This is a genomic window from Nocardia sp. CA-151230 (assembly GCF_050942175.1).
Lineage (GTDB): Bacteria > Actinomycetota > Actinomycetes > Mycobacteriales > Mycobacteriaceae > Nocardia.
Genome location: NZ_CP192061.1, coordinates 3,183,244 through 3,204,968 on the forward strand (window position 1 = coordinate 3,183,244; position 21,725 = coordinate 3,204,968).

Below are 21,725 nucleotides of genomic sequence, written 5' to 3' on the forward strand. Positions count from 1 at the left end.
GGTGCGGATCAGGCGGCGCTGCGGCCGAGGCGACCGGTATCGATCATCGCACGGTGGAAATCGGCCGCGTCACGGGCGGCGTCACGGCCGTCCGCGAGCAGGTCCGCACCCAGGTGAATGAGGGTGTGCGGGGCGCTCGGCCGCACCTGCAGGCGCAGCGGGACACCCGCCGCCTCGGCGCGTTTCGCCACCGCCAGCGCGTCGGCGAGCAGCATCTCACGGGATCCGACCTGCAGCAGAATCGGTGGCAGACCGGTGAAATCGTGGTTCACCACCGACCAGCTCGGATCCAGCTCGCCGTTCACGGCGATACCGCGGCGTACCACCATGTCCGGGCCGACCGCGGGCAGCACCGCGTCGTAGCGGGCATTGGGATGCGCGAGGCGGGCGGCGGAGTCGAAATCCGCCCAGGGCGAGGTCACCGACAGTGCGACCGGCAGCGGCAGACCCAGCTCTCGCAGTGTCAGCGCCAGCCGCAGCGCCAGTCCGCCGCCCGCGGAATCGCCCGCGACGACGATCTTCTCGGGCGGGAACCCCTCGGCCAGCAGGTGCCGGTAGGCGGTGAGCGCGTCGTCGAGGCTCTCGTTGGGGTGGGCGTCGGGCAGCTGCCGATAGTCGACGGTCAGCACCGGCAGCTCGCTCAGCGCGGCCAGGCGGGCGGTGTGGCGGCGGTAGCTGTTGAGCCCGCCCGCGATGAACGCGCCGCCGTGCAGGTACAGGATCGCGGCGTCGCGGTCCACCCGCGGATCGGGAACCGGTGCGCTCCACAGCCATTCGGCGTCGCAGTGCTCGAACCGCACCGGTTCGCGGCGGGTGCCGCGCGGGGTGCCGAGCACCCGGGCGGGCTGCTCGGACAGCCGCGTCATCCGGAACACCAGGTGCGCGGGGCGCGGGCCCAGGTCGGCGACCCAGGCTCCGGCGCGCAGGAACTGCTGCACGGTGGTGCGCAGCACCGGATGGACGAGCCTGGTCCCGATGCGCGCCGGCCGGATCGTCTCCACGATCACCGATGAGACGGGGTCCGAGGTCTGCGGCGTCGCCACGGGCGCTCCTGTCCGCGCCGCGAAACACCGGGCGCTGCTGAGACAACGATGTCAGTTCTGGCCGAGGGCCGTTGAACATCTTGACGGCGAATGCGCGGATTGTCATGTCCGAGAACGAAATTCCCACGTGAGAGGGGGTGCCGGGCGGCGGGCTCGAATGGGCGCTCCGGTAGGGCGTTGACTTATGCAGGTAAATACCTGCATAATTTTCCCGTGCAACCCGAACCCGAGGTGGACGCGGTCTTCAAGGCCCTGGCCGACTCCACCCGCCGCCTGCTACTGGACCGGCTGCGGGAGAACAATGGCCAGACCCTGCGCGAGCTGTGCCAGCGGGTCGAGATGGCCCGCCAGTCGGTGACCCAGCACCTCGACATCCTGGAGCGGGCCGGCCTCGTCACCGTGCTGCGGCGCGGTCGCGAACGGGTGCACTACATCAATCCGACCCCGATTCACGACATCGAACAGCGCTGGATCTCCGTCTTCGATCGCCCCCGGCTGGATGTCCTGCGCGCCGTCAAAAACCAGGCAGAGGAGTACGCCATGACCGCCACCGCCACCGTGCCGAACTACGTCTACGTCACCTACATCCACGCCAGCGCCGAGCAGGTGTGGAAGGCCCTCACCGACGCCGACCTGACCGCGCAGTACTGGGGACACGCGAATGTGTCCGACTGGCAGCCCGGTTCGGAATGGGAGCACCGCCGCGTCGACGGCTCGGACAAGATCGATGTCGTCGGCAAGGTCCTCGAGGTCGACGAGCCCCGCCGCCTCGTCCTCACCTTCGAGGATTCGATCGGGGCGGACCGCTCACCGTCGGTGGTGACCTTCCTCATCGAGTCCCACCAGGACATCGTCCGGCTCACCGTCACCCATGAGAACCTGCCGAATCAGGAAATGCTACAGGGCATTTCGAGCGGCTGGCCCGCCGTGCTGGCCAACCTCAAGTCGCTGCTGGAGACCGGCGCCGTGCTGCCGCAGGCGCCCTGGGAAATGTCGCAGGCCCACGCCTGATGTTCGACGCCACCGCGCTGCGCGAGGTCTATGACACCCTGCTGGAAGCCGCTGCCGCCGTGGCGGATTCGGGCCCGCCGCTGCCGCCTCCACCGGGTGAGTGGAACGCCGAGCGGATCCTGGCCCACGTCTCCCTCGTCACCGCCGCCACCATGGCCGCCGCGTCGGCGGTGGCGGCGGGGGAGCACGCCACCTACGACAATCGCCTCGCCCTCGACACCTGGACCATCGACCGCGTCGTCGATCTCGCGGGCGGCTTCCCCGGCCTGCGTGAACGCCTGTGCCGCCAGGCCGAGATGCTGTGCGGTTTCGGCGGGCCCGCGCTCAGCGACGCGGAACTGGACAGCCCGGTTCCGACCCGCCTGCTCTCCGCGGGCGCACTGCTGCTGGATCAGGCCATGCCCCTGCGGAATCTGTTCATCGGCCTGATCGATGTCGAAATCCCCGGCCATACCCGGCAGCTGCTCGCGCTGCGCGGAAACGGCGACGGCACCGGGCGGGCGAGCGCCCGCGCCGGTGCCGTCACCAGGTGATCGCCGCGGTGATCACCGCGTGGCCCTGCTGACTACCGCGGGGCCATGCGGATCGCGCCGTCGAGGCGGATGACCTCACCGTTGAGCATCGGGTTCTCCACGATGTGGCGGACCAGCGCCGCGTACTCGGCCGGGTCGCCCAGGCGCGACGGGTGCGGCACCTGCGCGCCGAGGGCGTCGATGGCCTGCTGCGGCAGGGTCGCGAACAGCGGGGTGTGGAACAGGCCCGGCGCGATGGTCATCACGCGGATCTTGTACGAGGCCAGGTCGCGGGCGACCGGCAGGGTCAGGCCCACGATGCCGCCCTTGGAGGCGGAGTACGCGGCCTGGCCGATCTGGCCGTCGTAGGCGGCGACCGACGCGGTGTTGACGATGACGCCGCGCTCGCCGTCGGCCTCCTCGACCGCCGAGATGCGCTCGGCGGCGAGGCGGATGACGTTGAACGTTCCGATCAGGTTAACGTTGATGATCTTGGAGAAGGACTCCAGCGGGAACGCACCCTGCTTGCCGACCGTCTTGATGGCATTGCCGATTCCCGCGCAGTTCACCGCGATTCGCAGCGTGCCGAGCTCCTGGGCGGCGTCCAGCGCGGCGGTCACATCCGCTTCGCTGGTCACGTCACCGGGCGAGAACACCACGCGCTCACCGAGTTCCTCGGCGATGGCCTTGCCGTCGGACGAGGGAAGATCGAGGATAACGACCTTCGCGCCGGCCGCGTGCAGTTCCCGCACGGTGGCCAGTCCGAGTCCCGACGCGCCACCGGTCACAACCGCGGCAATGTCTGCTGTCTTCACAAAACCTCCAAAATTCTTGGTCTTGTTAATGTAGATTCTGCTCCGTCCACAGGGAAGACCGCCCCGTCGGCGTGGCGTTCACACGATGTCGCGAACCCTGCTACTCGCACGCGCGCGCGGATTGAACGGAGTGTCGTCCGGCGCGTCGAGTCGTTGGAATCCTGTTCATGCGAGAGAATTTCCGACCGGGACCGTTTCGTGCGCGACGCCCGTGGCGACGCGACGACGGCGGGCTGCACAGTACCGACGATCACCGACGACAACACACCGTCAGCCACGACCGACGCCGAGAGGGTCAGACGATGCCGAGCGACGTGCCCCCAGCGGGAATGTTGAAGTCGTACAAAAAAGTATCGCGCTGGTACCCCGCCCTGGAACTCGACGCACAGGCCCCGGCCCCCGAACGGCCCGACGCCGACTCGGCGTTCGCCGACGAGCAGGGCCCGGCCCGCTACCCGGACTACATCCACGACGAACCCGAGCTCGAGATTCCGCCGGTGCCCGAATCGGTGCTGCGGCGCAACCACTTCGACGGGGCCTGGTCGGACTGGATGATCGAGCCCGGCGAGAGCGCCTCCTACGCACCGCCGCTGCGCTACCGCGGCAGCACGGTCGTCGAATTCCCCACGGGGAGTGGCGAAGCCGGTGCGGCATCGACCGGCGAGCGCGCCCCGGGAGCGTTGGACAGAGCCTCGCAGCTGCTGGACGCGGTCGCCGACCGCGCGGCCGCGCCGGTCGAGCGCATTACGGGGCGGCGGTTTTTCGCCGTCACGTTCCTGATCGTTGCCATTGTTTTGCTAGCCATTGCCGGTGGAGTTGCTCTATATGTGCTGAATTCCCACGGCGGCACTGCGCAATCCATCGGCACACCCGAGGCGGGACCCCGTTCCGGCCCGATCGCCGTCGTGGCGGCGTACAACGAAATGACGGCCCCCGCGATCATCGGCGACCATGGACCCGCCGCGGGCATTCCGGCCGGATAAGAGGAGAGCGGAGACAATGGATCAGGACTGGAGCCGCTGGCTCGACGAGAAGCCCGAAGAGGGCGAATCGACGGGCCGTGCCGCGCGTTCCAAGGCTCCGGTGATGCGCTTGCGCAAGCGCCGCGGCGACTCCGGCGAGGCCGGTCCCGCGCCGCGCCCGATTCTGGTGGTGGGTGGTTGCGGCGGCGCGGGCACCACCACGACAACGCTCGGCATCGCGGGGGAAATGAGCGCCACCGGCGCCCAAACCGTCGCTGTGGACGGCACTTTCGCGGGCAGTGATCTCGCATTGCGGGGCGCTGACGAGCACCTGAGCCCCATCAGTCTGCAGGCCTGGCTCTACGGCCGCGGCGACGACGAGGCCGCGCCACTCAAGGAATGTCTCTCCCGCGCCACCTCCGGCATCGGCCTGCTGTGGCGCGATCCCGCCCCGCTGCGCCGGCGCGCCACTTATCTGACCGTCGCCCGCGCGCTCGGCGAGACCGGGTACACCCCCGTTTACGACGGCGGCAATCCGATCGTGAGCCGGCATCTGCGCCCGCTGCTCGAGGACGCCGATATCGCGCTGGTGCTGTCGATTCCGGCGCGCGTGGATGCGGCCAACCGCTTGCGGGTGACGCTCGAGTGGCTCGACGATCAGTTCGGCGGGCAGGGTGAGGGTCAGGGCGACGGCATTGTCGGCGACACCACCATTGTCGTGTCACATCAGTTGCCGGGCAGTGATTCTCGGGTCGCTGAGCATTTGCGGGAGCATCTGGACGGCTGGGTCCGCGAGATCGTCGAGATACCCTATGACGCACACCTCGCGCGCGGAGAGTTGGTGCGGCACAGCAACCTGGCCGCCGAGACACGCCGCGCGTATCGCCGCCTGCTTGCTGGAGTGGCATCATGACCGCAGCCATGAAGGAACGCCGATCCGCCTCCGAGGCCGCTCTGGCGGCCGGTGTGGTGCCGCCGCCGGAATCCCGCCGCGCACCGATCTGGGACCGACCCGTACCCGGCGATGGCCGAGCGCCCCTGGTGTGGCTGCTCGGCGTGCACGGGGGCGCGGGCGCGACGACGCTCTCGCATGTGCTTGCGCCGGTTGCGGATTCGTATCGGCGCTGGCCGGGCGTGTTCGACCGGGAGTCCCCGTTCGTGGTGCTGGTGGCGCGCGAGACCATCGCCGGGCTCACCCGCGCCCACGATCTGCTGCGCCAGCATCACGCCGGGCTGGCCGGTCCGTGTGAGGTGCTGGGCCTGATCACCGTGGCCGCGCGGCCGGGCCGGCTGCCCGCCGAGATCCGCCGCTACCGCGATGTGGTGGGTTCGCTGGCGGGCCAGGTGTGGCAGCTGCCGTGGCACGAGGAGTGGACCCTGGTCGAGGCCGATCAGCTGCCGGTGTGGTCGCCCGGCGACCCGGTGCCGCAGCAGCGCAAGCGCAAATCCGATCCGCTGGAAGAGATTACGTCCGACGTGCGGGAGCTCGGCGCCGGCATCGTGGCCGCCGTGCAGGACGCGCTCGACGCCCCCCGCCCCGAGTTCCCGGACCGGGGGGAGTGATCATGGACGCCGACGGATTGTGTTGTGCGGGAAGAAATTCCCGGTTGCGGGGACCTGCCCGGTCCCCAGGGAAGGTGGCAGGGCAGTCAGTAGAAGGAGTTGTCGTCGCCGGCTGGACGGCCGGGCCGTGCATCGGCGAGATTGTTACTAGCAGTTCGCTTTTGGATAAGGACAGACAATGAGCATGCTCCTCGCCGTACACGACGCGTACGGCCAGATCCTCGCCCAGGTCGGGAATCCGACCCCCGAGGCACCGCCCGCGTCGGACAAATTGCTGAAACTGGTTCGGTATTTCACCTGGTTCGTTCTGTTGTCGGGAATCCTGGGCATCACCTACGCCGGTGGCCGGTTCGCCTGGGAGAAGTGGACAGGAGGCGGTTTGGAGTCGCCGAAGATGGTGGCAGGGGCCATGATCGGAGGAATCGTCGCCACGAGCGCGGGCACGATCATGAACGCAGTGATCACCTAATGCCCGCCGCGCTGGTTGCGCCAGCGATGGACGCCGTGCTGGCCTACAAGCAGATGCCGTCGGATGTGATCCGGCCGATCATGCAGCTCATCGACTGGCTGCTGTGGTGTGTGCTGCTGTTCTGCCTGGCCTGGATGATCCTGGCCGCGGGCCGGCTCTGGTATGCCTTCCGCGACGATCTGGCCGCCAACGACGCGACGCACGGGGTGGTGATGAGCCTGCTGGGCGCGATCATGGCGACCTCGGCCAGCGGGATCGCGCTGGCCCTGCTGCCGACCTGACGGGCACGGGCAGCTGAATTGTCCACTGGCACACACACTTCGGAGGCCAAGCGATGAGCGAGAAGGAGTCGCCCGAGCGTGACCGCGTCTCGTTCGGCGTCATCGCCTCGGCCGCCCTGGTCGCGGTCATCCTGATCGCCGGCCTGGTGGTCTACTTCGGGCACGGCGACAGCAAGCCGAGCGCCAAGCCCGACGGGACCGTCCCGGCGGCCTCCGACTCCGGCGCCACCGGATTCGCCTCGCCCGAGGTGGATCTGTTCGGTCGCCGCGTCGACGTCCCCAACAACACGGCCGGCCAGCCGCTGCCGCAGGATCCGTCCAAGCAGCGCAAGGCCGCCGACACCGACTGGCTCACCGCCGCCCCGCGGGGGACCACCGATCCCCACGGCTGGCAGCGGGTCTACGGCGCGTCCGTACCCTTTTCCACCTCCGACGGTCCGGCGCGCCTGGAAAACGGCCTGGCCATCGGCTATTCGCACACCCCGCAGGGCGCGGCGCTGGCCGCGGCCCAGATCACCTACCGGCTCAATGCCCGCCCGGCCGACCGGGAGCTCTACGTCCGGCAGGTGCGGGTGGCCGCCGAACAGCTCACCGCCTACGACCAGGCGCTGGCCGATCAACGGCTGCCGAAACAGCAGCCCGAGAAGGTGACTCGCTATCTGGTGGCCCCCGACGGCTTCCAGATCGAGAACTACGCCGACGACATGGCCATCGTGCGGCTGGCCGCACGCGGGCCGGTGGTCGACAACCGGCAGCTGTGGGCGGCGGTGCGCCTGATCATGGTCTGGGACGCCGGCGACTGGCGGCTCAAACCTTCGACTTCCAAGACCGCGCAAACCGAATACGTCGATTCGCTTGCGGGGTGGACCCGATGGTGACAACAACAGAAATGGCATCGCGACCCATCGAGAGGTGGACCACATGCTGAGGCGGCTAGTCACGATCCTTGCGGTCGTCTTCACCGTCATGATCGCAACCCCGACGGTGGCCTACGGCCAGACGTACGGTTTCGACCAGGCCTGCAACGAATTACACGACTCCCTCGACGGGCTGGGCGTGCCCGGCATCTCGCTCGGCGACGCGGCCTCGGCCGCGTGCAAGGCGGGCAATGTCGCGACCCACCCGACCGACGCCGCCGCCACCGTGCGCGACAAGGCGTGGGACTCCACCTTCGGCAAGGTGGTGGACTCGCTGATGAACGGTCTGGGCGAGGCGTTGATCCTGGCGTTGACGTTCTGGATGAAGATCCCGAACGAACGGGTCAGTGACGCGGGGGCGCTCTTCACGAAGATCAACGACTACACCTATCAGGTCCAGATCCTGTTACTGATGGCGTCGGTGATCCTCTCCGGCCTGAAACTGGCACAGGCCAGACGCGGAGCCGCGGTCAGCGAGGCCACGGAATCGTTCTGGATGTTCGCGCGCGTGGTGTTCAGCTCCTGGATGCTGGGCGCGGTGATCGTGGCCGCCACCCAGGCCTCGGACAAGTTCTCCGAGTGGATCATCAACGACTCCACCGGCGGCAATGCCAAGAACATCGCCGAGCTGATGGTGAAAACCTCGAAGCTGCAGGCATTCTCGCCGGGTCTGGTGCTGATCATCGCGATCGTCGGCCTGCTCGGGGCGCTGGCCCAGATCGTGCTCGCCATCGTCCGCCAAGGTCTGCTCGTGGTGGCCGCGGGCGTGCTGCCGCTGGCCGCGGCCGCATCGGGCACCCAGATCGGGCGCACCTCGTACTCGAAGCTGCTGGGCTGGATCATCGCGTTCATGCTCTACAAGCCGGTGGCGGCGATCGTGTACATGATCGCGTTCACCACCGCGGGCAATACCGACGACCTGACCGGCACCGTGAACCTGCCCGACGCCGACGAAGCCCAGCGCATGCTGGTCGCCATCGTGCTGCTGTGCACGGTCGCGTTCGTGCTGCCGGCGCTCATGCGCCTGGTGACCCCGGCGGTCGCCATCGTCGGTTCCGGCGGTTCGGGTCTGGCCGCCACCACCGGCACCCTGGTCGGCATCGCCGCGCTCGGTGCGGTCGGTTCGCGCGCGGTGGCCCCGCGCGGTGCCGCCGGACCCGGCGCCGCCGGATTCGTCGGACCCGGTCGCGGCGGGCGTCCCCGTCCCGGCCCCGGGGGCGGCGGTCCCGGCGGCGCGCCACGCCCGACACCCTCGCCACGCCCGGCGGGTGGTGGCGGCGGTGCGCCCGCCGCGAGTCCTGCCGCCCAAGGCGGTGGCGGCGCAGTACCGTCAGGCGCGTCCCGCGTCGCCAACCGGGTCGCGCAGGCGCGCGCGGCGACCGCCTCGCTGAGCAAGGCCGAGTCCACCGCGGGCGACCTGGCCGGTGACCGCTGGGCCAACCGTTCACCCGACCTCGGCAGGAGCACCATCCCACGATGACGATGACCGAGACGTACGAGCGCCGCTCGTACGGACTGTGGCAGAAGCCCCGCAGCGCCGGCCTTTTCGGCCTGCGCTGGGGTGAGACCGTGGTCGGTTTCGCTGTCGTGATCACCGCGCTGCTGACGGCGCTGGCGGCCGGGCCGAAACCGGCCGCCGTGGTGGCGGGCATCGGCACGGTCGTGATGGTTCCACTGGTGTGGCGGACGGGGGGCCGCTCCGGCTACGAGAACGGATTGATGATGTTCCATTGGTTGCGCGGCCGTTCCAAGGGCGAACACGTGTACCGGGGCGGGCGGTTCTCCCGGATCCCGGGCGGCGTCACCCGCCTGCCCGGACTGATGGCCCCGTCGCGGCTCTACGAGGGCATCGACGCCGGCGGTTACAGCTTCGGCATGATCCACCTACCGCAATTCGCCCAGTACACAGTCGTTCTGCGCGCTTGGCCGCAGGGCCACGAGGCCGTCGACCAGCCGGTCATCGACCGCTGGGTGGGCGCCTGGGGCACCTTCCTCGCCTCGCTGGGGCAGACCTCCGACATCGTGGCCGTGGTGCCGGTCATCGACACCGTGCCCGAGACCGGAAACCGTTTGCTCACCGAGGTTTCCACCATCACCCGGCCCGAGGCCCCCGATCTCGCGCAGCAGGTGATGTACGAGCTGGCCACCGAACTGCCGCAGGAGCGGGTGCAGCTGCTGCCGCGGGTCGCCATCACCTTCAAGGCGACCACCGCGGAGCGCCGCAAGAATCCGGCGGAGGAGGCGGTCGAGATCGGTCGCCGCCTGCCCGGCATCTGTGCGGCCCTGGCGGAGGCCGGCGTTCGCGCCCAGCCCATGGCGGCCGACGAGATCATCTCGTTCATCCGCCGCAGCTACGACCCGGCCGCTCAGGCCGATCTCGAGGTGGCCGCGGGCGAACCCGGTGGGCACGGCCTGGATTGGGCCGACGCGGGCCCGGTCTCGCACGAGGAGCGCTGGGACCACTTCATTCACGACGGCGGCCGCTCGGTCACCTGGGAGATGGACACCGCCCCCGAGGGCGCGGTCGACGAGCGGGTGCTGCAGCGGCTGCTCGCGCCGAATCCGGAGGTGCCGCGCAAGCGCATCACCATCGTCTACCGCCCGCACTCGGCCGGCGACGCCGCCCAGATCGTGGACGACGACTACAAGAACGCCCTGGTGGCACAGCAATCCGAGCGCGGGGTCGTGTCCGCCGCTGCCACCCTGCGCGTCGGCGCCACCCAGCAGGCCCGCGAGGAGCAGGCCCGCGGGCACGGCGTCACCCGCTTCGGCGCGCTGGTCACCATCACCGAACCCCTGCGTGGCGATCTGCCGCGCATCGAGGCCATCACCCGCGACCTGTCCACCCAGGCCCGCCTCAAGATCCGCCGCTGCTACCGCTACCAGGCGGCGGCGTTCGCGGCCTCGCTCGGCTGCGGGGTGATCCTCCCCGAACACGCCACCATTCCGAAAGCGCTTGCGGGGTAACCCATGCCACGTGACTTCGACCCCTCGGTCCGCGAACGCGACGCCGCGCCGCCCGCCCGGCGCGGCTCCCGCCGCGACCCGGCCCCCGCCGACCCCCACGACGAGCCGGACCCGTACCCGCCCCCGTCCTCCCGCGTCATGCGCGACGAGCACCGGCCCCGGCGCGGTACCCTCCCGGACCGCCGCATGCTCCGCCGCGACCCCATCGAGCCGCCCGCCGACCAGGCGGACCCGGCCCCGGCGGCGGGCGAGTCCAGCGACGCGATCCAGGAACGCACCGCCGCGATCACCGCGGGCCGGGACGATTCGGGAGTGCGACAGGACGATTCGGGGTCGAACACCGAGCGCGAACACTCACCGGAGCGGATCACCGCGAGCCGGAACTCCAGTGCCGAGACCGAGTCTGCACAGCGGGCCGGGCACGGCGAGGCCCGCGCATCGGACCGGGTGGGCAGCAGTGCCGACCGGGACCCGACCGCAGGATCCACCGCTCGCGTCGCGCGCCGGAACGATTCGGAACGTGCGGTCGCAAACGGGGCGGACGCGGCACGTGCGGAGGCATGGGGTGACAGCGTGCCGGAATCGGCCGTCGCAGAGCGCAGCGCCGAACCCGGCCGGGCACAGCGCGAGGAGTCGCGCGCCGCAGCGGCCGACGGTCGCGGTCACGATGCGGGGGACGCACTCGCGACGGGCCGCGATGGCCACCGAGCCCTCAATGACGGCGCCGCAGCGGGTATCGAGCCGGGCGGCGTGAGTTCGCCGTCGGCCGATTCCGGCGCGACCGGGCCCGCGAGTGCGCGCGGCGGTCGCGGTGCGCGCGAGGGTGATTCGCAGAGCGACCCGCATGCAACCCGTTCCGGCGGGGTAAGTCGGCCGGCGTCGGGCTCGGACGCCGGAGCATCCGGGTGGGAGGCCGCAGGGCTTGCCGAACCGACCGGACGCGATCATGGCGGGGAGACGGGCTCGGAGACCGGTGCTCCCACGGCGAGGCGGCGGCTCCCGGCCATGCCCGCGCTCGAACCGGCCAGCGGCGCAGGGGAATTCGGTGCACCCACGTCCGCTGTGCCCGACACGGCCGGCACGCCGGCCGGACGTGAGCTTGCTGTGCGGGAGCAGCGGGAGTTGGACGGCGCGACCGGTGCGCGGGGGCAGAGCGCGCCGGGGTCGGCCGGGCGCCAGACCGGGACCGAGCGGTCGGAACACGTGCTGGACAAGGGATCCGGCCGGAGTGGCGCGGGGGCGCGCTCCGGCGGTGCGCGCGGGGGGGAGGCTCGGTCACGGGCGCGCGGGCCGGAACGGACTGAGGGGGATCGTATGGAGCGCAAGCGGAGTCGCGAGACCACACCCGAGGCGGATGCGGTGCGCCGTGGGGAGCCCGGTGAACGGCGCCGGGAACGACCGCGCGCCGAGGGCGAACCCGGACGTGAGCGGCGCGGCGACGGTGAATCCGGGCGCGAGCGGCACGGCGACGGTGAATCCGGGCGCGAGCGGCGTGCGGCCGAAGGCGGGCGTGAGCGCCGTGCCGACCCGGAGCGGGATGCCCGGCGCGGCAATGGCTCCGAGGGTCGCGGGCGGTCCACGGACGCGGATCGGGTACATCTGGGCGGACGGGCCGGCGCGCCCGGTCGGACCCGCCCGGCGCGACCGGACGGCGAGGCGGGGGAGCGGCCGGTGCGCAACCGGCCCGCGCGCGACGGACGGCCCGAGCGGACCGGAACCGAGGAGCGTGGCCGCGGCGCCCGTAAGGACAAGCGCGACAAGGTCGCCGACCAGGCCGAGCGCGACGCGGCCGCCAAGCGCGCCGCGGCGCGCAAGGCCGCGGCCAAGAAGAAGCAGTCCGGTCCCAAGCTGCTCGACGACACCATGCGGGCCAAGCTCGAGGTCACCGCGCGCGAGGGCAATGGCATCAGGGCGGCCTGGGCCACCTTCCGCCTGCACACCGACGATCTGCGCCGGCGCAACTTCGCGGCGCGCGCCGAGCGCATGGAGTACGGCAGCTTCGACGAATTCGACCGCACCACAGCACAACTCACCGATCGCGGCTACATCGGCGCGGGCGGCGGGCGGATGAACGTGGTGGGCCGCCCGGTCGAGTACCGCGCCACCACCGCGCAGGTCGCGGGCCTGTGGCCGTGGTCGGTCGGTGCGGGTGCGCCGCTCATCGGCACCCCGCTGGGCTCGCACCTGCACACCGGCGCACCGGTCTGCTTCGACCCGATGAACTGGTTCATGCGCGGCAGCTTCATCACCGCGCCCAGCCTGTTCGTGCTGGGCCTCAATGGTTTCGGCAAGTCCTCGCTGGTGCGCCGGATCGTGCTGGGCGGTGTCGCTCAGGGCATCACCCCGCTGGTGCTTGCCGACGTCAAGCCCGACTACCGCAAGCTGGTGGAGTTGGTCGGCGGCCAGGTCATCGACCTTGGTTACGGCCACGGCAAGCTCAACCCGCTCGCCGCCGGTGTGCTGGGCTCGATCGTCCCGCTGCTGCACGACTTCCCGGAGTTGCAGACCCAGGTCATGCAGGAGATGCGCGCCCGCCAGGTCACGCTGGTGGCCGGTCTGGTGGAACTGGTCCGCGGCGCCCGGGTGCGCGACTTCGAGGAGACCCTCATCTCCACCGGCCTGCGCATCCTCTACCGCGAGGACAGCCGCTTCACCCCCGACCAGCCGCCCATCCTGGAGGACCTCCTGGAGGTGGTCGTGGCGGGCGGCGACGAACTGCAACTCGATGCGGGCGCGGACAATCCGGACGAATACCAGGAGGCCATCAAGGGTCTGCGCCGTTCTCTGCGCGCCCTCACCCAGGGCCCGTTCGGCGCGATCTTCAACGGCCACACCACCACTCCCATCGACACCAACTCCACCGCCGTCTGCATCGACGTCTCCCACATCCCCAACGGCGACAAGAAGCTCAAGGCCGCCGTCATGCTGGCCTGCTGGGCCGACGGTTTCGCCTCCGTCGAGGCCGCGCACGTGCTGGCCGACGCGGATCTGGGCCCGCAGCGCTACTTCCAGGTGGTGATGGACGAGCTGTGGCAGGTGCTGGGCCTGGGCGACTTCATGGTCGACCGCGTCGACGAGCTCACCCGTCTGCAGCGCGGCATCGCCACCTCGCTCATCATGATCAGCCACACCATCAAGGACCTGCAGGCCCTGGGCTCCGAGGCGGCCATCGCCAAGGCCCTCGGCTTCCTGGAACGCGCCCGCGCCAAGATCTTCGGCGCGCTCCCGGCCGAGGAGATCGCGCGCCTGGATTCCACCGTGCCGTTCACCGCCGCCGAGGAGGAGATGGTGACCAGCTGGTCCGCGCCGCAGGCGCTCACCGGTGAGGCGCTCAAACCGGGCCAGCAGCGCCCGCCCGCGCCCGGCACCGGTAAGTTCCTGCTCAAGATCGGCGAGGACCGCCGGCCCGGCATCCCGTTCCACATGGAGTTCACGCTCTCGGAACGGGAGAGCGGAATCCACGACACCAACCAGCGTTTCAGCGAATTCACCGAGACCACCGCGAGCCGCGGCTCGGACGAGGGGAGCGCCGCATGATGCCGCACCGGTCGTATCGAAGAGTGTCGCCGGAGGTCCGGCAGGCCGCCGTCGAACAGGTCATCGCCCTCACCGGCAAACTGCGCTCGGAATCCGAGGCCTGCCGGGTGGTCGCCGAACAGATCGGCGTGCACACCAATTCGGTGCGCAACTGGGTGCGTGCCGCCGAGAGCCCCGGCCTGGAACGCATGGATGCGATCGCGTTGCGCCGCAAGGTGGCTCTGCTGCAGCAGCAGCTCGCGGCCGCCGCCGAAATGAACCGCACGCTGGTGGAAACCCTCCACGACGCCAAGCGCGGCACATGAGCCGCTGCCGCGAGAGCGAACACGCCGACTCGGCGAACCCGCTGGTATGGCCCGGATATACCGCTCAGCGACTAGCCTGGAAGGGTGGTCCGGTGCTGCGCCGCCGGCGCGGGCCGGTGAGCGCGAGCACGGGTATGAACGGTGCGAGCGCAGGCACGCGTCCCGCGATTGGGGTGGTGATGCTGGTGGTGAGCGTCGCAGTGCTGGCCACCGCGTGCGGCGGCAGCAGCTCGACCGGTGGCGGCTCGAATCCGTCTGCCGGGCAACCGCCTACGTCCACCACCCGGTTGCTGGAGGATGCCCCCGCCCCCGACCCGACCACGCCCGACGGTGTCGCGGTGACCGCGCTGGAGCAGATCTACACCTGGTACCCGGCCACCGAGTCCGAGGGCGACGCGCTGCGCCGGGCCCGGAAATGGCTGGGACCCAGCCTGATCCGTACACTGGACAACCCATCCACCGGCGTGGAAACCCCGAGACCGTCACTGCGCTGGGCCGACTGGGCCAAGGCGGGCGCTCACGTCGAGGCGTTCGCGTTCGCCTCCGGTGAGAAGGCCCCCGCCGGCGCCGATCCGAACCGGCAGCAGTACAAGATCGGCATCGAGCAGACGGTCGTCTATCCGGACGGCAGGCGGGAATCGCTGCCCCCGGCCACGGTCGTCGCCACCGTCGTGCGTGGACCTGCCGGTGGCTGGTTGCTGGACGAATTCCGTTGAGCGGTAACGACTCACAGGTCATCCCAGGAGGTTAGAGATGGCGAAGAAACCGATTGCGGACCCGGCCGACCCGGGTCCGGATCGTGTCCTGCACCTCGTCTACGCGGGTTTCTACTTCTTCGGAACCGTGTGGCTGGCCGTGCAATTGGGCAACCTGCTGAGTTCGCCACGCCAGCACGTGCCGATCAACCCGATCGCCATCGTGGTCAACCTGCTCAAGGGCCAGCTGCGCTGGCCTGCCGCCGCCACCGTGATCATCCTGCTCGTCTTCGGGGGGACGCTGGGCTGGGTGCTGTACCGGCGCCGCCGCGAGATGAGCGCCAAGAAGGGCCGACTGGCGATCGACGACAAGGCCGATCACATGGGCACCGGCGGGGCCATCAAGGCGCTCACGCTGTCCGGTGTCCGCGAGAAGGCCGGCCAGATCGGCGTGCCGCTGCACAAGCACCTCAGCGGGGACATGCTCATTCCCGGTTCACTGATGCGGCCCGGGGACATGCTGGTTCCGGGCATCCCGATCGGCATGTCGGTCGCCGACGGCGAAATGATGTACGGCTCCTACGAGGATCTGCAGGTCGACATCTGGGGCCCGCGGCAGGGCAAGACCACCTCCCGGGTGATCCCGGCCGTGCTCGCCGCCATCGGCCCGGTGGTCGTCACCTCCAACAAGCGTGACGTCGTCGACGCCACCCGGGATGTGCGCGCGGGCAAGGGCAGTCAGATCTTCGTCTTCGATCCGCAAGGCGTGGCCCCGGATTCGCACGACCTGCAGGCGCAGCAGGAACCCGGCTGGTACTGGGATCCGCTGGCGTGGGTCGACGTGCACCGGCCCGGCTGCGAGGTGCGGGCGGTCAGCCTGGCGGGCCATTTCTCCGATGCGGAGGGCAGTCCCTCGGCGGGCCAGGGCGCGGACTCGTACTTCGACCCCGAGGCCGAGGATCTGCTCGCGGCACTGTTCCTGGCCGCGGGTTTCGAGGGCAGCAACATCCTGCGCGCCTGGGAATGGGTGAACAACCCGATGGACACCACCCCCATCGAGATCCTGCGCGCGCACTCCAAGCACTACATGGCCGAGGGTCTCGCCGGCCAGTACAACCTCGACATCCGTACGCGCGACGGCATCTTCGGTGGCGCGAAGGCGATGATCAGGTGCCTGAAGTTCCCGCACATCCAGCCGTGGATCATCCCCAACGGCGGCCGGTCGGCCTTCGACGAACTGGAATTCCTCGAGCGCAACGGCACCCTCTACTGCCTGTCGCTGGAGGGCCGGGGTTCGGCGGCGCCGCTGGTGAGCGCCCTGACCGCGGCGGTCATCGACGTGGCCTCCCGCGAGGCGTCACGGTCGCCGGGCGGGCGACTGCCGGTGCCGCTGCTGGCCGCACTCGACGAGGCCGCCAATGTCGTGCGCTGGAAGGATCTGCCGAAGCAGTACAGCCACTTCGGTTCTCGCGGCATCGTGGTGATGACGGTGCTGCAGTCCTGGGCGCAGGGCGCGCGCTGCTGGGGACCCGATGGCATGGAGGCGCTCTGGGGCGCCGCCAACATCAAGGTCATCGGCAGCGGCATCGACGACATGACATTCCTGCAACAGCGCTCCGAGGCCATCGGCGACTACGACAGCATCTCGCAGTCGGTGTCGGAATCGAAGGGCGGCAAGAGCTATTCGCGCTCCCTGAGCTCGTCGCGGACCTTCAACGCCCATGCCCTGGCGACCCTGCCGCGCGGGCGCGCCATCCTGTTCGCCTCGGGCACACCGGCCGTGCTGCTGCGCACGGTGCCGTGGTGGGAGGGCCCCGACGCCGCCGCGGTCGAGCGGTCGATCGAAGCCCACGACCCGTCACCCACGCGCAAGACCGAGATTTCCGATCTGATCAGCCCCGCGCTGATCAAAGAGACACTGCCGGATGTTTCGGCGCCCGAGGAGGTTCGACCGCTGTGAGCGAAGAGTCAACACCCATGGTCTACGCGAGCGTGGTCGAGTTCGTGGAGAACTACCTCAGCCTCGTGTACCGCCGGCAGGTGACCGATATCAGCGACACCGTGTGGTGCCCCGAATGGTGGAAGCACGCCGAGGCGGTCGCGCGACTGGATGCCATGTGGCGGGCGTGGGAGCACTTCCGCCACGATGGCAAGACCGGGCTGAGCATCTGGTTCCTCGATCACGCCGACCCGCACATGGCGAAACTGTTCGATCCCAAGGGCCCGTTCAAGTACTGCAGTGTGCGCAACGGCCACAAGGACATGCTCACGCCGCTGCCGTTGAAGTCCCCCCAGCAGGGCTTGTTCAGCAATCCCACGATGGGGGAGTTCCCGCTCTGAGATGAACCGTGGGCGCCGGTATGGTGCTGGCGCCGAAACGGAAAGTGGCGGATCGGGTTGCGATCCGCCACGGTTCGAAGTTATTGCTGCTCAGACTCGTTCACGCGAGCGAGCGCGTTCGCGATCCCGCTCGTGCGCTTCCTGCTCCCGCACCCGCCGCTGCGCCGCCTCCTGCTCCCGGAGCCGCACGGCATCCTGTGCCGACTGGGCCTGTCCGACCTCCATCAGCAGCCGTACCGATTGCAGTTCGGGCGAGATGCCCATGCGCGAAAGGTGTTGGGCCAGCGCGGTTCGCCGTTCCACGGAGTCGTATCGCATGGAGCCGCGGTTGGCTTGCTGCGCGGCCATTCGAGATGCCTCCGCCTGAGCGGAGAATCGATCCTTTTCGAGAGATACGCCCCGTTCACGCGTCGGGCGCTCCAAGATTCGCGAGAGTTCGCGGTTGCGCGGATCACGTGCCTTGGCATCCGCTGCCTCACGCAGCCGACGCTCGCGGCCCTCCTTCTGGCGGACCTCGGTGACCCTGACGCGTGCTTCCGCTTCCTTCTGGCCACGTTCCCGGGTGCGCAGCGCGACAAGTGTCGCGAGCTGCAACATTTGCCTCATCATCGCCGCTGTTTCGCGGCCGATGTCGTCGAGTTCCTCGGCCATTGCCTGCTCCCCGATGCTGCAGTTAGATCACTATGGATGATTGTGGTGCTTCGTCACGGACATCGCCACACGAACGGTGGTTGCGCGTAGCCATATCCCGCCTGCAAACGTGGACACCCGGAGCCCATGAGGCGTGGCAGCGGCCCGGTGGGGATTGCCCGGTGGGCTTTACTACGCCTTGGTACTCCGTTCTACGAGGTTACCAGCGAAAACTCCGAAACCACCGTACGCGCGCGTCGCGATCCAGCATATATCGCACAATTCCGGCACGTCGTGGGAAAGTCAGGATTTTCTTTGGTTAGGGAAGCCTTACGCAAGAGGTTCAACGGGACCTTCCCGAGACCTTCGCCGGAAAAGAATCGGGCCCGGCGCGGGAAGCGCCGGGCCCGAAAAACCATGCTGGTCAGTTGATTTGGACCGATTGGATGTTCACGTCCGCGGCCGGCTTGCCGTCCTGGCCGCCGCCCTGGACACCCGCCTTGGCGATCTTGTCGAGGGTGGCGAGACCGGCGTCGTCGACCGTGCCGAAGATGGTGTACTGCGGCGGCAGCTCGGAATCGCCGTAGACCAGGAAGAACTGGCTGCCGTTGGTGCCCGGGCCGGCGTTGGCCATGGCGAGCACGCCGCGCTTGTAGGCGATCGGGTACTGGGCGGCTTGATCATTCGGGTCGTACTGGTCGGTCGGGTACTCGTTGTCGAACTCGTAACCGGGACCGCCCATTCCGCTCCCGGTGGGGTCGCCGCACTGCAGCACCTCCAGGCCCTTGCCCGTGGTGATGCGATGGCAGCTGGTGTTGTCGAAGAACTTCTGCTTGGCCAGGCTCTCGAAACTGTTGACCGTGCAGGGGGATTCACCCGGGGTCAGGGTCATCGAGATCGGACCCTGGCTGGTGTCCATGGTCGCCTTGACATCACCGGCGGTGGAGATGTTGGCCGTGCTCGGCGGATTCACCGGCTTGTCGGCCGGCTTCTGCGACGGACGGTACTCACAGCTGACCGAGGCCGGCTTGGCCTTGGCGGCCGGCGGGGGAGCGGCGGTCAGCGAGGCGTCCGGAGTCTCCGAGGCCTTGGCGCTGGTGCTGTTGTCATCGCCCTTGGTCAGGAAGTAGATGCCGACACCGGCCGCGACCGCGACCACAACACCCAGGGCCGAGGCCGCGATGGTGAGTTGCTTGCGCTTACGCGCCCGCTGGGCCCGATTCTCCAGTTGACGCTCCAGCTTCCGCTTCGCCGCAGCGCGTCGCTGTTCATTGCTCGGCACTAACTGTCCCTCCGTGAACGGTCGGTATCTGATGTCTGTACAGACTGCGGCCGTCAGCCCAGCGGCCGCGGCAGACATTACCTGCATTCGCTGAGAAAAACCTACATATGGCAGGCCCTGGTGGCCGTCGGCCGGTAACCGGTTGGACTTGGCGGACGGGCGTGGTGAAAACTGGGCATCGTGACCAAGACCAGCAGCTTCCGTGCCCCGAGGGGGGTCCCCGACTATCTGCCACCCACGTCCGCCGAGTTCGTCGCCGTCCGCGACGCCCTCGTCGAGACGGCGCGATTGGCCGGATACGGGCATGTCGAGCTGCCGATCTTCGAAGAGACCGCCCTGTTCGCGCGGGGTGTGGGCGAATCCACCGACGTCGTCACCAAGGAGATGTGGACCTTCGCCGACCGCAATGGCGAGAGCTTCACCCTGCGCCCCGAAGGCACCGCCGGCGTCATGCGGGCGGTCATCGAGAACGGCCTCGACCGCGGGGCGCTGCCCGTCAAACTCTGCTACGCCGGGCCGTTCTTCCGGTACGAGCGCCCGCAGAAGGGCCGCTACCGGCAGCTGCAGCAGGTCGGCGTGGAGGCCATCGGCGTCGACGACCCGGCCTTGGACGCGGAGGTGATCGCCATCGCCGACGCCGGGTTCCGCGGGCTCGGACTGGACGGTTTCCGGCTCGAGATCACCTCGCTCGGCGACGAGACCTGCCGGCCGCAGTATCGAGAACTGTTGCAGGAGTTCCTGTTCAAGCTGCCGCTGGACGAGGAGACCAAGCGCCGGGCGCTGATCAACCCGCTGCGGGTGCTCGACGACAAGCGTCCCGAGGTCAAGGAGATGACCGTCGACGCGCCGCTCATGATCGACCACCTGTCGGAGTCGGCCAAGGCGCATTTCGAGCAGGTGCTCGGCCTCCTCGACGCGCTGGGCGTGCCCTATGTGGTCAACCCGCGCATGGTGCGCGGGCTCGACTACTACACGAAGACCACCTTCGAATTCGTGCACGACGGGCTGGGCGCGCAGTCCGGCATCGGCGGCGGTGGCCGTTACGACGGGCTGATGGCCGAGCTCGGCGGGCAGCCGCTGTCGGGCATCGGCTTCGGCATCGGCGTCGACCGGACGGTGCTCGCGCTCGAGGCCGAGGGCAAGTCCGCCATCGACGGTCCCCGCGTCCAGGTGTTCGGCGTCCCGCTCGGTGAGGTGGCCAAGCAGCGCCTGGTGGTGCTCGCGGCCGAGTTGCGCCGGGCCGGCATCCGCACCGACCTCGCCTACGGCGGCCGCGGTATGAAGGGCGCGATGAAGGCGGCCGACAAGTCCGGCGCGCAGCTGGCCCTGGTGCTCGGTGACCGCGAGGTCGCCGAGGGCCAGATCGGGCTCAAGGATCTGAGCACCGGCGAACAGCGCCAGATTCCCCTGGACGAGGCCGTAGCCCAGGTCGCGGCCGCACTCGCGGGCGAGCAGAACTGACCCGTCGGCCGAGCCGGACAGCGCCGCTGTCCGGCCCGGCCGGCAGCCGCCGCGCCGATGGGGGCTTGGGGTGGGGCAAATCGGGGTATGGGGTTAGGACCTGCTGGTACCGTGCGGTGCGTCCCGCGGGGGCGGTGCGTGCCGCCGGCAGGCCCGACCCATCGAGACTTGGACGAATGCGCTGCTGTGACTGATGAATCGAAACGGGGGCCCGACGGCGAAATCGGCCTCGACCTGATCGCCCCCGAACTGCTGGCCCCCGCCCTGCGCAGGCTCACCCTGGCCGCGCTCGGCATCGGCATCGGGGTCGGACTGCTGATGGCGCTGTTCGTGCACTGGCCGATCGCCCTCGCCATCGGCCTCGTGCTCGGCGCGCCCACCGCCCTCTACGCCGTGGCCGTGCAGCGGCGGCGAATCACGGTGTCCGGCACCGTCATCCGTGCCCGCACTTGGCGCGGCGAACGCCGCCTCGACCTGGCCGGCGCCACCGCCGTCGAAATCCTGGTCTACCCGGGCAAGATCAGCCGCATCGTGCTGCGCGTCACCGCGGGCGCCGACACCCAGGTCGTGCCGCTGGCCATCTACAGCGACTCCGGCAGCGGCCGCGAACTCCACATTCTGGGCCTGCGCAAACTCGCCGACGCCCTGGCCGGTTGCCCCCTCGCGGCCGCCCTCGCCATCTCCGGACTGCTCGTCCAGCAACTGCGCGCCGAGGCCCGCGACGCCGTCGCCGAGCAACGTCCCCTCTACCGGGCCGTCCGCATGGTCCGCGATCGCGACCAGGTCGCCCCGGTCGTCCTCACCGACGCCGACATCGCCGACCTGGCCCGCTGAGCGGTCAATTCACCCATCCCCGAGCCGGATTCACCGGCCCGCGCCGGTGTCTGTTCGCTCACGTGCTGCTCACGGGGCGGGACGTGGGGGAGTGAGCCTGG

At 69.6% G+C, this 21,725-nt stretch carries 21 protein-coding genes; 17 read left to right on the forward strand and 4 right to left on the reverse strand.

Annotation, left to right across the window (positions count from 1 at the left end; translation table 11 throughout):
• Nucleotides 1-8 precede the first annotated feature (8 nt).
• Nucleotides 9-1,043, reverse strand: coding sequence for an alpha/beta hydrolase (locus ACQP1O_RS14600; protein ID WP_433566334.1), 1,035 nt, complete (start codon nucleotides 1,041-1,043; stop codon nucleotides 9-11).
• A 213-nt stretch (nucleotides 1,044-1,256) separates the two neighbouring features.
• Here ACQP1O_RS14600 and ACQP1O_RS14605 point away from each other — a divergent pair, with 213 nt between their 5' ends.
• Nucleotides 1,257-2,054, forward strand: coding sequence for an ArsR/SmtB family transcription factor (locus ACQP1O_RS14605; protein WP_433566335.1), 798 nt, complete (start codon nucleotides 1,257-1,259; stop codon nucleotides 2,052-2,054).
• Entirely contained in the window at nucleotides 2,054-2,587 is a 534-nt protein-coding gene (locus ACQP1O_RS14610) for a hypothetical protein (RefSeq protein ID WP_433566336.1), read from the forward strand. The genes ACQP1O_RS14605 and ACQP1O_RS14610 overlap by 1 nt, the downstream gene beginning before the upstream one ends.
• 32 nt (nucleotides 2,588-2,619) lie before the next feature.
• On the opposite strand, the gene ACQP1O_RS14615 is transcribed toward ACQP1O_RS14610, so the two are convergent.
• Nucleotides 2,620-3,381 (reverse strand): 3-hydroxyacyl-CoA dehydrogenase, encoded by a 762-nt coding sequence (locus ACQP1O_RS14615; protein ID WP_354837256.1) that lies wholly within the window; start codon nucleotides 3,379-3,381, stop codon nucleotides 2,620-2,622.
• A gap of 302 nt (nucleotides 3,382-3,683) precedes the next feature.
• Here ACQP1O_RS14615 and ACQP1O_RS14620 point away from each other — a divergent pair, with 302 nt between their 5' ends.
• The 13 genes from ACQP1O_RS14620 to ACQP1O_RS14680 all read left to right on the forward strand — a co-directional run bounded on the left by ACQP1O_RS14620 (nucleotide 3,684) and on the right by ACQP1O_RS14680 (nucleotide 17,417).
• A complete protein-coding gene (locus tag ACQP1O_RS14620; RefSeq protein WP_433566337.1) occupies nucleotides 3,684-4,364 on the forward strand; it encodes a hypothetical protein in 681 nt (226 codons plus the stop codon).
• Between the two features lie 16 nt (nucleotides 4,365-4,380).
• Entirely contained in the window at nucleotides 4,381-5,256 is an 876-nt protein-coding gene (locus ACQP1O_RS14625; protein ID WP_433566338.1) for a MinD/ParA family ATP-binding protein, read from the forward strand.
• Nucleotides 5,253-5,906 carry a hypothetical protein gene (locus ACQP1O_RS14630; RefSeq protein WP_433566339.1) on the forward strand — a complete coding sequence of 218 codons (654 nt, stop codon included), beginning with the start codon at nucleotides 5,253-5,255 and terminating at the stop codon, nucleotides 5,904-5,906. The genes ACQP1O_RS14625 and ACQP1O_RS14630 overlap by 4 nt, the downstream gene beginning before the upstream one ends.
• A 178-nt stretch (nucleotides 5,907-6,084) precedes the next feature.
• Nucleotides 6,085-6,375 (forward strand): hypothetical protein, encoded by a 291-nt coding sequence (locus ACQP1O_RS14635; RefSeq protein WP_213556317.1) that lies wholly within the window; start codon nucleotides 6,085-6,087, stop codon nucleotides 6,373-6,375.
• A complete protein-coding gene (locus tag ACQP1O_RS14640; RefSeq protein WP_433566340.1) occupies nucleotides 6,375-6,656 on the forward strand; it encodes a hypothetical protein in 282 nt (93 codons plus the stop codon). The genes ACQP1O_RS14635 and ACQP1O_RS14640 overlap by 1 nt, the downstream gene beginning before the upstream one ends.
• A gap of 53 nt (nucleotides 6,657-6,709) precedes the next feature.
• Nucleotides 6,710-7,534, forward strand: a complete 825-nt coding sequence (locus tag ACQP1O_RS14645; RefSeq protein WP_433566341.1) for a hypothetical protein — start codon at nucleotides 6,710-6,712, stop codon at nucleotides 7,532-7,534.
• A gap of 43 nt (nucleotides 7,535-7,577) precedes the next feature.
• Complete coding sequence (locus ACQP1O_RS14650) at nucleotides 7,578-9,053, forward strand: hypothetical protein (RefSeq protein WP_364612297.1); 1,476 nt, start codon at nucleotides 7,578-7,580, stop codon at nucleotides 9,051-9,053.
• A complete protein-coding gene (locus ACQP1O_RS14655; protein ID WP_354837270.1) occupies nucleotides 9,050-10,540 on the forward strand; it encodes an SCO6880 family protein in 1,491 nt (496 codons plus the stop codon). The genes ACQP1O_RS14650 and ACQP1O_RS14655 overlap by 4 nt, the downstream gene beginning before the upstream one ends.
• Nucleotides 10,541-10,543: 3 nt before the next feature.
• Nucleotides 10,544-14,077: a hypothetical protein gene (locus ACQP1O_RS14660; RefSeq protein WP_433566342.1), complete on the forward strand. Its 3,534-nt coding sequence runs from the start codon at nucleotides 10,544-10,546 to the stop codon at nucleotides 14,075-14,077.
• Nucleotides 14,074-14,382, forward strand: a complete 309-nt coding sequence (locus ACQP1O_RS14665; protein ID WP_379395031.1) for a transposase — start codon at nucleotides 14,074-14,076, stop codon at nucleotides 14,380-14,382. The genes ACQP1O_RS14660 and ACQP1O_RS14665 overlap by 4 nt, the downstream gene beginning before the upstream one ends.
• A 179-nt stretch (nucleotides 14,383-14,561) precedes the next feature.
• A complete protein-coding gene (locus ACQP1O_RS14670) occupies nucleotides 14,562-15,098 on the forward strand; it encodes a hypothetical protein (RefSeq protein WP_433567687.1) in 537 nt (178 codons plus the stop codon).
• A gap of 37 nt (nucleotides 15,099-15,135) precedes the next feature.
• A complete protein-coding gene (locus tag ACQP1O_RS14675; protein WP_433566343.1) occupies nucleotides 15,136-17,037 on the forward strand; it encodes a TraM recognition domain-containing protein in 1,902 nt (633 codons plus the stop codon).
• Nucleotides 17,034-17,417 carry a DUF4913 domain-containing protein gene (locus ACQP1O_RS14680; protein ID WP_354837280.1) on the forward strand — a complete coding sequence of 128 codons (384 nt, stop codon included), beginning with the start codon at nucleotides 17,034-17,036 and terminating at the stop codon, nucleotides 17,415-17,417. The genes ACQP1O_RS14675 and ACQP1O_RS14680 overlap by 4 nt, the downstream gene beginning before the upstream one ends.
• A gap of 90 nt (nucleotides 17,418-17,507) precedes the next feature.
• Here the strand turns inward: ACQP1O_RS14680 and ACQP1O_RS14685 are convergent, their stop codons facing one another.
• Together ACQP1O_RS14685 and ACQP1O_RS14690 are read right to left on the reverse strand one after the other, a co-directional pair.
• Nucleotides 17,508-18,068: a hypothetical protein gene (locus ACQP1O_RS14685; protein WP_433566344.1), complete on the reverse strand. Its 561-nt coding sequence runs from the start codon at nucleotides 18,066-18,068 to the stop codon at nucleotides 17,508-17,510.
• Nucleotides 18,069-18,471: 403 nt separating this feature from the next.
• Entirely contained in the window at nucleotides 18,472-19,329 is an 858-nt protein-coding gene (locus tag ACQP1O_RS14690) for a peptidylprolyl isomerase (protein WP_433566345.1), read from the reverse strand.
• A gap of 180 nt (nucleotides 19,330-19,509) precedes the next feature.
• On the opposite strand from ACQP1O_RS14690, the gene hisS reads away from it, so the two are divergent.
• Together hisS and ACQP1O_RS14700 are read left to right on the forward strand one after the other, a co-directional pair.
• Nucleotides 19,510-20,790, forward strand: coding sequence for a histidine--tRNA ligase (gene hisS, locus ACQP1O_RS14695; RefSeq protein WP_433566346.1), 1,281 nt, complete (start codon nucleotides 19,510-19,512; stop codon nucleotides 20,788-20,790).
• Nucleotides 20,791-20,976: 186 nt separating this feature from the next.
• Nucleotides 20,977-21,624 carry a hypothetical protein gene (locus ACQP1O_RS14700; RefSeq protein WP_433566347.1) on the forward strand — a complete coding sequence of 216 codons (648 nt, stop codon included), beginning with the start codon at nucleotides 20,977-20,979 and terminating at the stop codon, nucleotides 21,622-21,624.
• The last annotated feature ends 101 nt before the right edge of the window (nucleotides 21,625-21,725 follow it).

What these genes read in the sequence shown, in the direction of transcription:
- ACQP1O_RS14675 (WP_433566343.1), top strand. Translation starts at nt 15,136, where the DNA reads ATGGCGAAGAAACCGATTGCGGACCCGGCCGACCCGGGTCCGGATCGT.
- ACQP1O_RS14640 (WP_433566340.1), top strand. Translation starts at nt 6,375, where the DNA reads ATGCCCGCCGCGCTGGTTGCGCCAGCGATGGACGCCGTGCTGGCCTAC.
- ACQP1O_RS14630 (WP_433566339.1), top strand. Translation starts at nt 5,253, where the DNA reads ATGACCGCAGCCATGAAGGAACGCCGATCCGCCTCCGAGGCCGCTCTG.
- ACQP1O_RS14685 (WP_433566344.1), bottom strand. Translation starts at nt 18,068, where the DNA reads ATGGCCGAGGAACTCGACGACATCGGCCGCGAAACAGCGGCGATGATG.
- ACQP1O_RS14655 (WP_354837270.1), top strand. Translation starts at nt 9,050, where the DNA reads ATGACGATGACCGAGACGTACGAGCGCCGCTCGTACGGACTGTGGCAG.
- ACQP1O_RS14660 (WP_433566342.1), top strand. Translation starts at nt 10,544, where the DNA reads ATGCCACGTGACTTCGACCCCTCGGTCCGCGAACGCGACGCCGCGCCG.
- ACQP1O_RS14610 (WP_433566336.1), top strand. Translation starts at nt 2,054, where the DNA reads ATGTTCGACGCCACCGCGCTGCGCGAGGTCTATGACACCCTGCTGGAA.
- ACQP1O_RS14625 (WP_433566338.1), top strand. Translation starts at nt 4,381, where the DNA reads ATGGATCAGGACTGGAGCCGCTGGCTCGACGAGAAGCCCGAAGAGGGC.
- ACQP1O_RS14620 (WP_433566337.1), top strand. Translation starts at nt 3,684, where the DNA reads ATGCCGAGCGACGTGCCCCCAGCGGGAATGTTGAAGTCGTACAAAAAA.
- ACQP1O_RS14645 (WP_433566341.1), top strand. Translation starts at nt 6,710, where the DNA reads ATGAGCGAGAAGGAGTCGCCCGAGCGTGACCGCGTCTCGTTCGGCGTC.
- ACQP1O_RS14635 (WP_213556317.1), top strand. Translation starts at nt 6,085, where the DNA reads ATGAGCATGCTCCTCGCCGTACACGACGCGTACGGCCAGATCCTCGCC.
- ACQP1O_RS14650 (WP_364612297.1), top strand. Translation starts at nt 7,578, where the DNA reads ATGCTGAGGCGGCTAGTCACGATCCTTGCGGTCGTCTTCACCGTCATG.
- ACQP1O_RS14665 (WP_379395031.1), top strand. Translation starts at nt 14,074, where the DNA reads ATGATGCCGCACCGGTCGTATCGAAGAGTGTCGCCGGAGGTCCGGCAG.
- ACQP1O_RS14670 (WP_433567687.1), top strand. Translation starts at nt 14,562, where the DNA reads ATGCTGGTGGTGAGCGTCGCAGTGCTGGCCACCGCGTGCGGCGGCAGC.